The sequence below is a fragment of the Streptomyces sp. ISL-43 genome, from assembly GCF_018614195.1.
GTDB lineage: Bacteria > Actinomycetota > Actinomycetes > Streptomycetales > Streptomycetaceae > Streptomyces.
Map to the genome: position 1 here is coordinate 31,379 of NZ_JAGGOT010000028.1, position 14,088 is coordinate 45,466.

Below are 14,088 nucleotides of genomic sequence, written 5' to 3' on the forward strand. Positions count from 1 at the left end.
GTCTGCCCGACCACAAGGGCGTTGACGGCCGGAACTCGATCATCGGCGTGGCGGATCTCCCGGGCGCCCGGGGAGGGCCGCCGACTACGCGGGGTAATGATCCAAAATGCGGCGTATGCGGCGTTGTGTGAGTGTGAAGGCGGCCCTGGCCCCTACAACCCCCACGGAGGCTTCCCATGGCCAAGAACAAGAACCGCCAGCAGCCCGCCAAGTCCCAAGAGCGCTCGGCTTCGCAGGATCCGGCGAAGACCTCGATGGAATCGGCGCCCACGCCCTCACCGTCGGCGGCGCCGAGCCCGCTGCACATGGCAGGCAAGCGCAAGGAAAAGAAGTTCGGCCACAACTGAGGCCTCCCCGCATGCGCGAGGGCCCGCCCCGGTCGACCGGGGCGGGCCCTCGCGCGTGCGGGGGTCCGTACGCGCAGGCGCACGGACGGCGGTACTAGCCGGCCAGGCAGGACGGGCCGAGCAGCACCTTGAGGTCGCCGAAGAGGGCGGGGTCGGGCTTGACCCGGTGCTTGTCGAGGCGGAGCACGGTGGTGGTGCGCGGCCCCTGGAGCTTGATGCGCACCTCGCTGTTGCCCTGGTGGTGGCGCAGGATCTCGCCCAGTCGGGTCACCATCGGCGGGGTGACCTTGACGGTCGGGATGGTGAGGACGACGGGGGCGTTGGTCCCGGCGGAGGACAGGTCGGGGACCATCATCTCCATCGCGACCAGCCGGGGGACGTCCTCGCGCTTGTCGAGGCGGCCCTTGACGAAGACGACGGTGTCCTCGACCAGCTGGGTGGAGACGAGCTGGTAGGTGGCCGGGAAGAACATGCACTCGATGGAGCCGGCCAGGTCCTCCACGGTGGCGATGGCCCAGGCGTTGCCCTGCTTGGTCATCTTGCGCTGGAGGCCGGAGATGATGCCGCCGATGGTGACGACGGCGCCGTCGGAGTGCTCGCCGCCGGTGAGCTGGGAGATGCCGGCGTCGGTCTTGTCGGAGAGGACGTGCTCCAGGCCGAAGAGCGGGTGGTCGGAGACGTAGAGGCCGAGCATCTCGCGCTCCTGGGCGAGCAGGTAGGACTTCTCCCACTCGACGTCGGAGAACTCGACGTCGAGGCCGAAGCCGGGCTCGTCGCTCGCGCTCTCGTCACCCATTCCGCCGAAGAGGTCGAACTGTCCCTCGGCCTCCTTGCGCTTGACGGCGACCACGTTGTCGATCATCGGCTCGTGGTGGGCGACCAGGCCCTTGCGGGTGTGGCCCATCTCGTCGAAGGCGCCGGCCTTGATCAGGGACTCGACGGTGCGCTTGTTGCAGACGACGGCCTCGACCTTGTCCAGGAAGTCGGGGAAGGTGGAGTACTTCCCCTTGGCCTTCCTGGTCTTGATGATCGACTCGACGACGTTCTGGCCGACGTTGCGCACGGCGGTGAGGCCGAAGAGGATCACGTCGTCGCCCTGGGCGGCGAAGTTGGGCTCCGACTCGTTCACGTTCGGCGGGAGCACCTTGATGCCCATGCGGCGGCACTCGTTCAGGTAGATCGCGGACTTGTCCTTGTCGTCCTTGACCGAGGTGAGCAGGCCGGCCATGTACTCGGCCGGGAAGTTGGCCTTGAGGTAGGCGGTCCAGTAGGAGACCAGGCCGTACGCGGCCGAGTGGGCCTTGTTGAAGGCGTAGCCGGCGAAGGGGACCAGGACGTCCCACAGCGCCTTGATCGCCTGGTCGCTGAAGCCCTTGTCCTTGGCGCCCGCCTCGAAGATGACGAAGTTCTTCGCCAGTTCCTCGGGCTTCTTCTTGCCCATCACGCGGCGCAGGATGTCGGCCTCGCCGAGCGAGTACCCCGCGATGATCTGGGCGGCCTTCTGGACCTGCTCCTGGTAGACGATCAGGCCGTAGGTGACCGCGAGCACCTCTTCGAGCGGCCCCTCCAGCTCCGGGTGGATCGGGGTGATCTCCTGCTGCTTGTTCTTGCGCAGCGCGTAGTTCGTGTGCGAGTTCATGCCCATCGGGCCCGGCCGGTACAGGGCCGAGACGGCGGAGATGTCCTCGAAGTTGTCGGGCTTCATCAGGCGCAGCAGGGAGCGCATGGGCCCGCCGTCGAACTGGAAGACGCCGAGGGTGTCGCCTCGGCCGAGCAGTTCGAAGGTCTTGGGGTCGTCGAGCGGCAGGCCGAGGAGATCGATGTCGATCCCCTTGTTGGCCTTCACCATCTTGACGGCGTCGTCCATGATCGTGAGGTTGCGCAGGCCGAGGAAGTCCATCTTCAGCAGGCCGAGCGACTCGCAGCTCGGGTAGTCCCACTGGGTGATGGTGACGCCGTCGGAGTGGCGGACCCAGACCGGTACGTGGTCGGTGATCGTCTCGCTGGACATGATCACGCCGGCCGCGTGCACGCCCATCTGGCGGACCAGGCCCTCCACGCCGCGGGCGGTGTCGATGACCTTCTTGACGTCCGGCTCGTTCTCGTACATCCCCCGGAGCTCGCCGGCCTCGCCGTAGCGCGGGTGCTTCGGGTCGAGGATGCCGGAGAGCGGGATGCCCTTGCCGAGGACGTCGGCGGGCATCGCCTTGGTGAGGCGGTCGCCCATGGCGTAGGGGTAGCCCAGGACGCGCGCGGAGTCCTTGATCGCGTTCTTGGCCTTGATGGTGCCGTACGTGCCGATCATGGCGACCTTGTCGGCGCCGTACTTCTCGGTCACGTACCTGATCACCTCGACGCGCCTGCGCTCGTCGAAGTCGATGTCGACATCGGGCATGGAGACGCGCTCGGGGTTCAGGAAGCGCTCGAAGATCAGGCCGTGGGTGATCGGGTCGAGGTCGGTGATGCCCATGGCGTAGGCGACGATCGAGCCGGCCGCGGAGCCTCGGCCCGGGCCCACCGCGATGCCCTGGTTCTTGGCCCACATGATGAAGTCGGCGACCACGAGGAAGTAGCCGGGGAAGCCCATCGAGATGATCGTGTCCATCTCGTACTCGGCCTGCTTCATCCGGTCGTCCGGGATGCCTCCGGGGTAGCGGCGGTGCATGCCGCGCATGGTCTCCTCGCGGAACCAGGTGACCTCGGTGTAGCCGTCCGGGATGTCGAACTTCGGCATCAGGTTCCGGAACGTGAACATGCCCTCGGTGTCGATCTGCTCCGCGACCAGCTTGGTGTTGGCGCAGCCCTCCTGCCAGGCGTCCGAGGAGTCGATGGCGTACATCTCCTCCGTGGACTTCAGGTAGTAGCCGGTGCCGTCGAAGCGGAAGCGGTCGGGGTCCGAGAGGTTCTTGCCGGTCTGGATGCAGAGCAGGGCGTCGTGGGCGCCGGCCTCGCTCGCGTACGTGTAGTGGGAGTCGTTGGTCACCAGCGGCGGGATGCCGAGCTTCTTGCCGATCTCCAGCAGGCCGTCACGGACCCGGCGCTCGATCTCGATGCCGTGGTCCATCAGCTCCAGGAAGTACCGGCCCTTGCCGAAGATGTCCTGGTACTCGGAGGCGGCCTTCAGGGCCTCGTCGAACTGGCCGAGGCGCAGCCGGGTCTGGAGCTCGCCGGAGGGGCAGCCGGTGGAGGCGATCAGACCCTCCGACCACTTGCTGATGGTCTCCTTGTCCATGCGGGGCCACTTCGTGAGCCAGCCCTCGGCGTAGGCGTCGGAGGACAGCCGGAAGAGGTTGTGCAGGCCGGTGGCGTTCGCCGCCCAGATCGTCTTGTGGGTGTAACCACCGGAACCGGAGACGTCGTCGCGCTTCTGGTGGGGCTGGCCCCACTGGATGCGCCGCTTGTTGCGCCGGGACTCGGGGGCGACGTACGCCTCGATGCCGATGATCGGGGTGATTCCGGCCTTCTGGGCCGTGTGGAAGAAGTCGTAGGCCCCGTGCAGGTTGCCGTGGTCGGACATGGCGATGTGCGTCATGCCCATCTCGTTGCACGCGTTGAACATGTCCTTGAGCCGCGCGGCACCGTCCAGCAGGGAGTACTGGGTGTGGACGTGCAGGTGCGTGAACGGCGTCTTGGTCACGGTGGGGGCCTCCGGCGGGGAGAGAGGGGCGGCAGCTCTGAATCCTACGTCTCCCGGGTGACAGATCACGGGCACTGACGGGTACGGTCATGCGTTGCACGACCAACGGCACGTCCGACCCCTCGTGATCGAAAACGTGATCCACCCAGCGCCACCAGGAGGCACCCGCCATGGCGGTTCCCGAAACGACCGACGAGCAGCGCGCCGAGCAGATACTCGACGTGTTCGACATCGCGTTCGGTGAGCTGCTCACCGCCGACCCCGCCGCCTTCCAGGTCAAATTCCGGAAGATGGCGGCCTCCGCCTTCGCCTTCTACCGGGGTACGGCCTGCCTCTTCTACGCCGACCTGGAGCACGAGCGCCACGGCGGCCCCTACCTGGACGAGCGCACCGGCCGGGTGTGGATCCACGGCGATCTGCACGCCGAGAACTTCGGCACCTACATGGACTCGAACGGCCGGCTGGTCTTCAACGTCAACGACTTCGACGAGGCGTACGTCGGCCCCTTCACCTGGGACCTCAAGCGCTTCGCGGCCTCCATCGCCCTGATCGGCTACACCAAGGCGCTCGGCGACGAGCAGATCAGCGAGCTGGTGCGGACCTACGCGGCCGCCTACCGGGAGCGCGTGCACGCCCTGGCGACCGGCGCCAAGAACGAGGAGGTCCCCTCCTTCACCCTGGACACCGCCGACGGGCCGCTGCTGGACGCCCTGCGCGACGCGCGCCGGCGCACCCGCTTCTCGCTCCTCGACTCGATGACCGAGATCCGCGAGTTCGAGCGCCGCTTCTCCCCCGGCGCCGGGACCATAGAGCTGGACGCGGCCACCCGGTACAAGGTGCTCGCCGCCTTCGACGGGTACCTGGAGACCCTCCCCGACGAGTCCCTGGTCCGCCCGGACTCCTACCGCGTCAAGGACGTGGTGGGCCGCCGGGGCGTCGGGATCGGCTCGGCGGGGCTGCCCTCGTACAACATCCTGCTGGAGGGGCACAGCGACGCCTTGGAGAACGACGTCGTGATCTACCTCAAGCAGGCGCAGACCCCGGCCGTGTCCCGGCACGTCACCGACCGGGCGGTGCGCGAGTACTTCCGGCACGAGGGGCACCGCACGGTGATCTCGCAGCGGGCCCTGCAGGCGCATGCCGACCCGTGGCTGGGCTGGACGGAGCTGGACGGGGCCGGGCAGCTCGTGGCGGAGGTCTCCCCGTACGCGGTGGACCTGGACTGGTCCGACCTGGACGACCCGGAGGAGATCGCGGCCGTGGTCGCGGACCTGGGCCGGGCGACGGCGACCATGCACGGTGCGGCGGACGAGCAGCAGAGCGGCCAGACGTTGGTGCCCTTCTCCACCGAGCGGGCCATCGACGCGGCCATCGCCGCCGACGAGGAGGGCTTCGCGCAGCTGCTGGTGGACTTCGCCCACGCGTACGGGGCCCGGGCGCGCGCCGACCACCAGATCTTCGTGGACCTCTTCCGCAACGGGCGGATCATGCCGTAGCCGCGGGCCGTCCCCGGCCCCCGGCGCCCCTCGTACCCGGCTCCCGGCGCTGTCCGATTCGGGACCTGCGGCCCGCATCCACAGGGTCGCATGGCACACTCGCGGCGATGGACATATCCGGGGTAGGGCTACGAGGGCTGCGGGCCGCGCTGTTCAGCGCGTTCGTCGTGCTGCTCTCGGCCGGCTCGCACGTCCTGATGTCCCGGACGCCGCTGCCACCCGCCCTGGTGGGCGGGGCCTTCGCCGCCGTGTTCGCGATCGCCTACGCCCTGGCCGGGCGGGAACGGGGCCTCGGCCCCATCGCCGGACTGCTCGTACCGCTGGAGCTGGCCGCCGACACCGCCTTCACCGCCGGCCAGCACCTCTGCTACGGGCCTTCCGGCGGGCCCGTCTCGGGCCCGCTGCGCGCCCTGGGCCTGACCGCCCTGTGCGGCGGCCCGCCGGTCGGCGGCCCGCTGGCCGAGGCGGGCGGGCCCGCCGCCGACCCGGCGCTGCTCCTGGCCGCGACCGAACCCTGGACGCCCTGGCTGCTGCTGGGCGCGCACGTCGTCGTCGGACTGCTCGCCTCGGTGTGGCTGCGGCACGGGGAGCGGGCGCTGGGCCGGCTGCTGGGCGCGGCGGCCGCCTGCGCCTTCCGGCCGGTGCTGCTGGCCTCGGCCGGGGTGGCGGCGGCCTTCGGCCCGGCGCCCCTGCGGGCGCCCGGCCCGGCTTCATCGGGCACGCGGGCCCGTACCCGCTTCCCGGCACATTCCGTGGGACGGCGGGGACCCCCTCGCGTACACGGCGCGCTCGCTCGCGCCTGACGTACGCAGGCAGTCCCCCCTTCCATCCGGCTTCCCTCCGAAGCCACACCCCACGGAGATCACCATGAGCGCACGCAACAGCCAGGCGAACAAGGCTGCGGCCCGCGAGAAGCTGCGCGCCGAGCGCGAGAAGCAGGCCAAGAAGGCCAGGGCCCGCCGCCAGGTGCTCGTCGCCGGCGGTGTCGCGGCCGCCCTCGCCCTGGTCGGCGGCGTCGGCTACCTGGTCGTGCGGGCGAACGAGCCCGGCGAGTGGGACAAGGCCAAGGACACCGCCCTGGTCGCGCCGAAGAACACCACGGGCGAGAACGGCACGACCGTGATCGTCGGCAAGGCCGACGCCAAGAAGACGCTGGAGCTGTACGAGGACGCGCGCTGCCCGATCTGCGCGACCTTCGAGCAGTCCGTCGGCCCGCAGGTCAAGAAGGACCTCGACGCCGGCAAGTACAAGGTCCAGTACGTCGGCGCCACCTTCCTCGACAAGGGCTTCCCCGGCAGCGGCTCCAAGAACGCCCTGAGCGCGCTGGGCGCGGCCCTCAACGTCAGCCCCGAGGCCTTCCTCGAGTACAAGACGGCCCTCTACTCCGCGGCGAACCACCCGCAGGAGAAGGACGACAAGTTCGCCAAGGACGACTACCTGCTGACGATCGCGGACCAGGTTCCGGCGCTCAAGGACAACGCCGAGTTCAAGAAGGCCGTCGAGGACGGCACGTACAACCGCTGGGCCCTGGAGATGTCGAAGACCTTCGAGAAGAGCGGTGTGACGGGTACGCCGACGCTGAAGATCGACGGCAAGAAGATCGACCCGCTGCCGCAGACCCCCGAGGCGTTCACGGCGGCGGTCGACAAGGCTCTGGCGGGCTGACGCGCCACCACCGGCCGGCCCACAGGCCGAAACCCATCGGCCGAACCGCACCGGTCGAACCGCACGGGCGGGCGAACTCTCGGAGTTCGCCCGCCCGTTGCTTTCCCAGGGCTGTTCCGGAGTCGATACCCGTCGGTAATATGATGATCCGTGACCAGTCAACTCTCCTCTTCCGTACCGGATTCGGCGTCCGCGCCGACCCCGCGCCGCCGCACGGTCGTGCTGGCCGCGGCGGCCACCGCCGCGCTCGCCCCGATGTCCGCGCTGGCCGCCGGCCCGGCCCACGCCGCCACGAGCGCGGCCGCCGCCCCCTCCTTCGTGCACGGCGTCGCCTCGGGCGACCCGCTGCCCGACGGGATCCTGCTGTGGACCCGCGTCACCCCGACCCCCGAGGCCGTGCCGGGCTCCGGCGCGGGACCGGCCCTCCAGGTGGGCTGGGAGATCGCCGAGGACAAGGCCTTCTCCCGGGTCGTCGCGAGCGGCTCCGTCGCCACCGGCGCCTACCGCGACCACACCGTCAAGGCCGACGTGCGCGGGCTGCGGCCGCAGACCGCGTACTGGTACCGGTTCACGGCCGGCGCCGCCGTCTCCCCGGCCGGGCGGACCCGTACCGCTCCCGCCGCCGAGACCACGACCCCGGGGGTCCGCTTCGGCGTGGTCTCCTGCGCCAACTGGGAGTCGGGCTACTTCTCGGCGTACCGCCACCTGGCCGCGCGGGCCGACCTCGACGCGGTCCTGCACCTGGGCGACTACATCTACGAGTACAAGACCGGCGGCTACCCCGAGGCCAAGTACGTCGTACGGCAGCACGAGCCGGCGCACGAGATCCTCACCCTGGCCGACTACCGCACGCGCCACGGCAAGTACAAGACGGACGCCGACCTCCAGGCCCTGCACCTGACCCACCCGATCATCGCGATATGGGACGACCACGAGATAGCCAACGACACCTGGTCGGGCGGCGCCGAGAACCACGATCCGGCCACCGAGGGCGACTTCGCGGCCCGCGCGGCAGCCGCCCGCCAGGCGTACTTCGAGTGGATGCCCGTCCGCACCTCCACCGAGGGCACCGTCTACCGCAGGCTGCGCTTCGGCACCCTCGCCGACCTGCACCTGCTGGACCTGCGCAGCTTCCGCTCGCAGCAGGCGGGCATCGGCAGCGGCAAGGTGGACGACCCGGAGCGCACGCTCACCGGCCGGGCGCAGCTGGACTGGCTGAAGGCGGGTCTGGCGGGCTCGCAGGCGACCTGGAAGCTGGTGGGCACCTCGGTGATGATCTCGCCGGTGGCCTTCGGCTCCCTGCCCGCGCACCTGCTGGAGCCGCTCGCGGAGCTGCTCGGCCTGCCCAAGGGCGGCCTCGCGATCAACGTGGACCAGTGGGACGGCTACACGGACGACCGCCGGGAGCTGCTGGGCCACCTGACGGACCGGTCCGTCCGCAACACCGTCTTCCTGACCGGTGACATCCACATGGCGTGGGCGAACGACGTCCCGGTGACGGCGGCCACGTACCCGTGGTCGCGGTCGGCGGGCGTGGAGTTCGTGGTGACCTCGGTGACCTCCGACAACATCGACGACCTCCTGCACGTCCCGGCGGACACCGCTTCCCTGGTCGCGGAGGCGGCGATCAAGGCGGCCAACCGGCACGTGAAGTGGCTGGACATGGACGCTCACGGATACGGCGTACTGGACGTGACGGCCGAGCGGTCGCAGATGGACTACTACACGGTCTCCGACAAGCGGCGCCAGGACGCCACGGCCGCCTGGCAGCGCTCTTACCGGACACTGAACGGCACCCAGAAGGTGGAACGGGCCGACCAGCCGGTTCGCTGACATACCGTCAAATTTGCTGTTCTAGGGGGTGCCTGGTGCAGACCAGGCGCCCCTTCGGCATCAAAAGCAACAAATCTTTTACGTAAGACCCTTGACCTGTTTATGACATGCGCACGTAAGCTTCGCGCCAGTCGGGAGGAGATCCTTCCCGTCATACCCCCACTCGCGAGGAGCACACGTGCGCGCTCTTGCCCGCATATCCCCCCTTCTTCGCCGCCGCCTGATGGGTACGGCCGTGCTGGCCGGAACCCTGGCCTTCACCCCCCTCGCCACCCCCACCACGCTCGCCGCCGCCAAGACCGGCGCCGAGGTGTGCGCAGAGGAGGCCGGCGCGGCCAACGCCCGCGTGGCGCGCCCGAAGGACCAGCACGCGGCCGAGCCCAACGAGGTCACCGAGGTCCAGTCCAAGGCCATGGACGCCGACCTCAAGGCGAAGCTGGACAAGTCCTCGAAGGAGCCGCGCAGCCTGCGCGTCGCCGAGGCCGTCACGAACATCCCCGTGTACTTCCACGTCGTCCACTCCGGCACCACCGGAAAGCTGACGTCCACCGACATCAGCAATCAGCTGGCGGTCCTCAACGCGGCCTACGCCGGCCAGGGCACCGGAAACGTGGACACCACCTACCAGTTCACCCTGGCGGCGACCGACTACACGGACAACGCGAGCTGGTACAACCTGGCTTCCGGCTCCACGGCCGAGAAGACCATGAAGAACACGCTGCGCAAGGGTGGCCCGGAAGCCCTCAACTTCTACACCGCCAACCTCTCCGGCGGGCTGCTGGGCTGGGCCACCTTCCCCAGCTCCTACGCCTCGCAGCCGATGATGGACGGCGTGGTCGTCCTGGACACCTCGCTGCCGGGCGGCTCCGCCGCCAACTACAACGAGGGCGACACCGCGACCCACGAGGTCGGCCACTGGATGGGGCTCTACCACACCTTCCAGGGCGGCTGTAACGGCAGCGGCGACTCCGTCTCGGACACCCCGGCCGAGAAGAGCGCGGCCTTCGAGTGCCCGACCGGTCGTGACAGCTGCGCCAGCAAGGCGGGCGTCGACCCGATCCACAACTTCATGGACTACACGTACGACTCGTGCATGTACCAGTTCAGCGCGGGCCAGGTGACCCGCATGAAGAGCATGTGGACGGTTTACCGCGCCTGACGCTCTGCCTCGCTGACGCGCTGACGCGCTGACGCACATATGACGACGGGGCCCCACGTCCGTGGGGCCCCGTCCGCGTTCTCCCCTACAGGCTGTCGAGGAAGCCGAGGGCGACCGTCCAGGCCTGCTCGGCGGCCTCGGCGTCGTAGTCGTCCAGCCCCGGGTCGGTGAACAGGTGCCCGGCCCCCGGATAGCTGTGGACCTCCACGTCCGCCCCGGCCCGCCGCATCCGCAGGTACCAGGCCGTCAGCCAGTCGTGCGGCTCGAAGGGGTCCGGGTCCGCGATGTGCAGCTGCACCGGCAGCTCGTCTACCGAGACGCCGTCCGCCAGGTCGGCCGTCCCGTGCAGGAGCAGCAGCCCGCGCGCCTTCTCGTCGGCGAGCGCCAGGTGCTGGGCGATCGAGCCGCCGAAGGAGAAGCCCGCGTAGACCAGCCCGTGGTCGGAGTAGGGGGCCGAGGCCAGCACGGCGCGCTTGAGCAGCTCGTCACGGCCGATCTCGTCCTGGTGGGCCATGCCCTCCTCGACGGTCTCGAAGGTGCGTCCCTCGAAGAGGTCCGGCACCTGGACCTCGTGTCCGGCCGCGCGCAGCCGGTCGGCCGCCTCCCGCACCGCGGGCCGCAGCCCGTAGGTCGAATGGAAAAGCATGATGTTCATGCCTCCATCGTGCCAGCTCCCCAGGACGCCGTCCGGCTACGGTTGACGTCCATGGACACGGACTCGTTCCTGCGCCCGACCGCGGCCGTCGCCGGCACCCTGGCCGTCACCCTGCTCGCGGGATGGCTCTTCGACCTGCTCCTGCGCCGCGCCGACGCCCGGCACGGCGAGACCCCGCTGTGGGGGCTGCTGCGCCGCTGCCGCCCGCCGTTCCTGGTGGTCCTGGCGGCCTCACTGCTCCAGGGCATGCGCCGCCGCGCGGACGGCGCGGGCCACGTGCTGACCCTCGTCCTGATCGCCGCGGCCGCGTGGCTGCTGGTAGGGATCGTCACGGCGATCGTGGATTCCACCTACGCCCGCTACGCCGCCGACAGCCCGGACGACGCGCGGGTCCGCCGCGTCCGCACCCAGGTCACGCTGATCCAGCGGGTCGCCACGGCGGCCGTCATCGTGGTGGCCTTCGGGGCGATGCTGCTCACGTTCCCCGAGATGCGGACGGTCGGCACCTCGATGCTGGCCTCGGCGGGCGTCCTCGGCATCGTGGCGGGCATCGCGGCCCAGTCGGCACTGGGCAACCTCTTCGCCGGACTCCAGATCGCCTTCGGCGACACCGTCCGGATCGGCGACACGGTGGTGGTGGACAAGGAGTGGGGCACGGTGGAGGAGATCACCCTCACGTTCCTCACCGTCCGCACCTGGGACGAGCGCCGGATCACGATGCCGGTGTCGTACTTCACGAGCAAGCCCTACGAGAACTGGTCGCGCGGGGGCGCGCAGATGACGGGCACCGTGTTCTGGCACCTGGACCACAGCGCTCCGGTGGACCTGATGCGCGAGCAGCTCCGGCAGATCCTGACGGACATCCCGGAATGGGACGGCCGCACCGGCTCCCTCGCCGTCACGGACACCACCCCGCACACGATCCACGTCCGCGCGGTGGTCACGGCGAACAACGCCGACGACGTCTGGACCGTGCGCTGCGCGGTCCGCGAACGCCTGATCACCTGGCTCCTCACCCACCACCCGTACGCCCTCCCCCACATCACGACGACCGAGGCACCCCCACGACCGCCGGCGTAACCCAGCCCCGCCGGCGTCTGAGGCGCGGGGGTCCGGGGGCCGGCCCCGGCAGCGGCGCCGCACGCGGCACCGCACTCTCACTCGCCCGCGCCGAACGTGAGCCGGAACATCGCACCCCCGCCCGGAGCGGCTTCGGCCGTCAGCTCGGCCCGGTGCGCCCGCGCGATCTGCCGCGCCATCGCCAGCCCCAGCCCGGACCCCGGCAGGGCCCGCGCCGCCCCCGCCCGGTAGAACCGGTCGAAGACGTACGGAAGATCCCCCTCCGCGATCCCGGGCCCGTGGTCCCGCACGGTCACCTCAGCCCCACCCGCACCTCCACCCGCACCCCGCACGGTCAGGTCCACCTCCACCTCCGCCCCGGCCGGGCTGAACTTCGCCGCGTTGTCCAGCAGATTCCCCAGCAGCCGGCTCAACCGCGCCGGCACCCCCGCCACCACGACCTCCTCCTGCGCCCGCACCCGGAACTCCACCCCCGGCCAATGCGCCCGCGCGGCCCCCACGCAGTACTCCACCAGCGGAGCCAGCCGCACCTGTTCCACCAGCAGCTGCGGCTCCTCGTCCCGCGCCAGCTCGATTAGGTCGTTGACCAGCCCCGTCACCTCCCGCAACTGCCGCCCGAGCGCCAGCGAGGCCCGCTCGCGCTGCCCGGCCGTCAGCCGCTCACCCCGCGCCAGCAGCTCCGCGTTCGTCCGCAGCGCCGTCAGCGGTGTCCGCAGCTCGTGCGAGGCGTCCGCGACCAGCCTGCGCTGCGCGGTCACGGACTGCTCCAGCTCTCCCAGCATGGTGTTGAAGCTCCCGGCGAGCCGGGTGACCTCGTCCTCCGCGCCGCGCCCGGGCCCCGGCGGCGGCAGCTCGATCCGGTGCCGGGGATCCCGCGTCGCCGCGATCCGCTCGGCGGTGGCCGTGAGCCGGGTGACCGGTGCCAGGCCGGTCCGCGCGACCCAGTAGCCGAGCAGCGCGGCCAGCAGCATGCCCGCCGCCGCCGTCAGCGCCAGCCACCACGCTGCCTCCTCGATGCCGTCCTCCACGCTGTCCGCCCGCAGGGCCACCTGCAGCGCCCGCCCCTTGGTGTAGTCGGTGGTCAGCATCCGCGCCGGGTGCCCGGCGTGCACGATGCTGGTGTAGTAGGGGGCCTTGGTGCCCGCCGCGACGGCCCGCGCGGCGGGGGCCACCGGCAGCAGGTACGGCGCGGCGGGGTCGCTCGCCGGATCCGCCGGCACGACCTCCGCGCAGGCCGGCGCCGCCAGGAACCGGCACTCCCCGCTCAGGGTCCCGGGTCCGGAGTCCGGGTTGCGCTGGGCGGCGAGGCGGGCCGACTGGGTGAGGTTGAGGTCGAGCTGGCGGTACAGCGCGCCGCGCACGACGAAGAAGGCCGCCGCGCACACGCCGACGGCGACCAGCGCGACCGCCGCCGTGGCCGCGAGCGCGAGCCGGGTCCGCAGCGGCCGCCTGCGCCGCCACGGCACTGCGAGCCTGCGCCCGCCCGCAGCGCGCGTACCGCCCGGACCACGCGTACCGCCCGCGCCGCTCACGCGGCGTCCAGCCGGTAGCCGACCCCGTGCACGGTGTGCACCAGCCGGGGCTCGCCGCCGGCTTCCAGCTTCCGCCGCAGGTAGCCGACGTAGACGGCCAGCGAGTTGGAGTCCGGCCCGAAGTCCCGCCCCCACACCAGTTCCAGGAGGAGCTCGCGCGGCAGCACCTGTCCGGGGTGGCGCAGGAGCAGTTCGAGGAGGGCCGCCTCGGTGCGGCTGAACTCCAGCGGCCGCCCGCCGCGCCGCCCGGTGCGGGTCTCCGGGTCGAGGACAAGGTCCCCGTAGGAGAGTTCGGGCGCGGACCCGGCCGGTTCGGGGGCGGCCCGGCGCAGGAGCGCCCGTACCCTCGCCACGAGCTCGTCGAGCGCGAACGGTTTGACCAGGTAGTCGTCGGCCCCGGCCTCCAGTCCGTCGACCCGGTCGCTGACCGCGCCGAGGGCGGTGAGCACGAGTACGGGCGTACGGTCGCCCACCGCGCGGAGCTGCCGGCAGACACCGAGCCCGTCCAGCACCGGCATCATCACGTCGAGGACCAGCACGTCGGGCTGCCAGAGCGCCACCTCGGACAGCGCGGCCAGTCCGTCGGCCGCGCCGCGCACCTCGTACCCCTCGACGGCGAGGCCGTCCTCGACGGCGGCCCGCACCTCGGGCTCGTCGTCCACCACCAGAATCCGCTGCATGCCG

11 protein-coding genes are annotated in these 14,088 nt (G+C 70.9%); 7 read left to right on the forward strand and 4 right to left on the reverse strand.

Translation table 11 applies throughout. From position 1 onward, the window contains the following. The first annotated feature begins 176 nt into the window (after positions 1-176). Entirely contained in the window at positions 177-347 is a 171-nt protein-coding gene (locus J7F03_RS15370; RefSeq protein WP_214949792.1) for a hypothetical protein, read from the forward strand. Between the two features lie 94 nt (positions 348-441). On the opposite strand, the gene dnaE is transcribed toward J7F03_RS15370, so the two are convergent. Then, positions 442-3,984 (reverse strand): DNA polymerase III subunit alpha, encoded by a 3,543-nt coding sequence (gene dnaE / locus J7F03_RS15375; protein WP_214949794.1) that lies wholly within the window; start codon positions 3,982-3,984, stop codon positions 442-444. Between the two features lie 170 nt (positions 3,985-4,154). On the opposite strand from dnaE, the gene J7F03_RS15380 reads away from it, so the two are divergent. From J7F03_RS15380 to J7F03_RS15400, 5 genes are all read left to right on the forward strand, one after another. Further along, positions 4,155-5,480, forward strand: a complete 1,326-nt coding sequence (locus J7F03_RS15380) for a DUF2252 domain-containing protein (RefSeq protein WP_214949796.1) — start codon at positions 4,155-4,157, stop codon at positions 5,478-5,480. Between the two features lie 107 nt (positions 5,481-5,587). Beyond that, on the forward strand, positions 5,588-6,283 hold the full coding sequence (locus J7F03_RS15385) for a hypothetical protein (RefSeq protein ID WP_214949798.1): 696 nt from the start codon (positions 5,588-5,590) through the stop codon (positions 6,281-6,283). Between the two features lie 64 nt (positions 6,284-6,347). After that, entirely contained in the window at positions 6,348-7,145 is a 798-nt protein-coding gene (locus J7F03_RS15390) for a DsbA family protein (RefSeq protein ID WP_214949800.1), read from the forward strand. A gap of 150 nt (positions 7,146-7,295) precedes the next feature. Beyond that, on the forward strand, positions 7,296-8,978 hold the full coding sequence (locus tag J7F03_RS15395; RefSeq protein WP_308379560.1) for an alkaline phosphatase D family protein: 1,683 nt from the start codon (positions 7,296-7,298) through the stop codon (positions 8,976-8,978). 223 nt (positions 8,979-9,201) lie between these two features. Further along, on the forward strand, positions 9,202-10,137 hold the full coding sequence (locus J7F03_RS15400) for a zinc metalloprotease (RefSeq protein ID WP_214950007.1): 936 nt from the start codon (positions 9,202-9,204) through the stop codon (positions 10,135-10,137). 85 nt (positions 10,138-10,222) lie between these two features. On the opposite strand, the gene J7F03_RS15405 is transcribed toward J7F03_RS15400, so the two are convergent. Beyond that, the gene (locus J7F03_RS15405; protein WP_214949802.1) at positions 10,223-10,792 is read right to left on the reverse strand and encodes a dienelactone hydrolase family protein; all 570 of its coding nucleotides are present in this window, start codon (positions 10,790-10,792) and stop codon (positions 10,223-10,225) included. A 51-nt stretch (positions 10,793-10,843) separates the two neighbouring features. On the opposite strand from J7F03_RS15405, the gene J7F03_RS15410 reads away from it, so the two are divergent. Next, complete coding sequence (locus J7F03_RS15410; RefSeq protein ID WP_251071965.1) at positions 10,844-11,872, forward strand: mechanosensitive ion channel family protein; 1,029 nt, start codon at positions 10,844-10,846, stop codon at positions 11,870-11,872. A gap of 77 nt (positions 11,873-11,949) precedes the next feature. Here the strand turns inward: J7F03_RS15410 and J7F03_RS15415 are convergent, their stop codons facing one another. Continuing rightward, a complete protein-coding gene (locus J7F03_RS15415; RefSeq protein ID WP_214949806.1) occupies positions 11,950-13,404 on the reverse strand; it encodes a HAMP domain-containing sensor histidine kinase in 1,455 nt (484 codons plus the stop codon). Next, positions 13,401-14,084, reverse strand: a complete 684-nt coding sequence (locus J7F03_RS15420; protein WP_214949808.1) for a response regulator transcription factor — start codon at positions 14,082-14,084, stop codon at positions 13,401-13,403. The genes J7F03_RS15415 and J7F03_RS15420 overlap by 4 nt, the downstream gene beginning before the upstream one ends. Positions 14,085-14,088 lie beyond the last annotated feature (4 nt).

Excerpts from the sequence above, each read along its gene's own strand:
- J7F03_RS15370 (WP_214949792.1), top strand. The coding sequence starts at position 177 with ATGGCCAAGAACAAGAACCGCCAGCAGCCCGCCAAGTCCCAAGAGCGC.
- J7F03_RS15380 (WP_214949796.1), top strand. The coding sequence starts at position 4,155 with ATGGCGGTTCCCGAAACGACCGACGAGCAGCGCGCCGAGCAGATACTC.
- J7F03_RS15385 (WP_214949798.1), top strand. The coding sequence starts at position 5,588 with ATGGACATATCCGGGGTAGGGCTACGAGGGCTGCGGGCCGCGCTGTTC.
- J7F03_RS15390 (WP_214949800.1), top strand. The coding sequence starts at position 6,348 with ATGAGCGCACGCAACAGCCAGGCGAACAAGGCTGCGGCCCGCGAGAAG.
- J7F03_RS15400 (WP_214950007.1), top strand. The coding sequence starts at position 9,202 with ATGGGTACGGCCGTGCTGGCCGGAACCCTGGCCTTCACCCCCCTCGCC.
- J7F03_RS15405 (WP_214949802.1), bottom strand. The coding sequence starts at position 10,792 with ATGAACATCATGCTTTTCCATTCGACCTACGGGCTGCGGCCCGCGGTG.
- J7F03_RS15410 (WP_251071965.1), top strand. The coding sequence starts at position 10,844 with ATGGACACGGACTCGTTCCTGCGCCCGACCGCGGCCGTCGCCGGCACC.
- J7F03_RS15420 (WP_214949808.1), bottom strand. The coding sequence starts at position 14,084 with ATGCAGCGGATTCTGGTGGTGGACGACGAGCCCGAGGTGCGGGCCGCC.